This is a genomic window from Pseudoalteromonas sp. GW168-MNA-CIBAN-0100 (assembly GCF_040309225.1).
Taxonomy (GTDB): Bacteria; Pseudomonadota; Gammaproteobacteria; order Enterobacterales; family Alteromonadaceae; genus Pseudoalteromonas; species Pseudoalteromonas arctica.
In genome coordinates this window covers 1-231 of record NZ_JBEOOL010001175.1, presented here as the reverse complement: position 1 = coordinate 231, position 231 = coordinate 1, and the positions used below count along the sequence as shown (strand labels likewise).

Annotated in this window: 1 protein-coding gene; it reads left to right on the top strand. The window is 49.8% G+C overall.

Annotation, left to right across the window (positions count from 1 at the left end):
• On the top strand, positions 1–231 hold a 231-nt coding region (locus tag AAEY62_RS25090; protein WP_502935580.1), incomplete at both ends, for an AAA family ATPase.

Sequence of the window (231 nt, the reverse complement as noted above, 5' to 3'; positions counted from 1 at the left end):
CATGGGATATTTTTCAGCGAGTTGGCCCAAGCGAGGGCGAACGCGCAATTGCCCAAGCCACACTTTATTTAGCCAGCGCACCTAAAAGTAATGCGGTGTATATGGCGTTTAATCAAGCCAAGGCCGATGCCCAAAACGAGCCAAGTTACCCCGTGCCAGAGCATTTACGCAATGCGCCAACCAACTTAATGAAAGACTTAGGGTATGGCGCTGAGTATCGTTATGCGCATA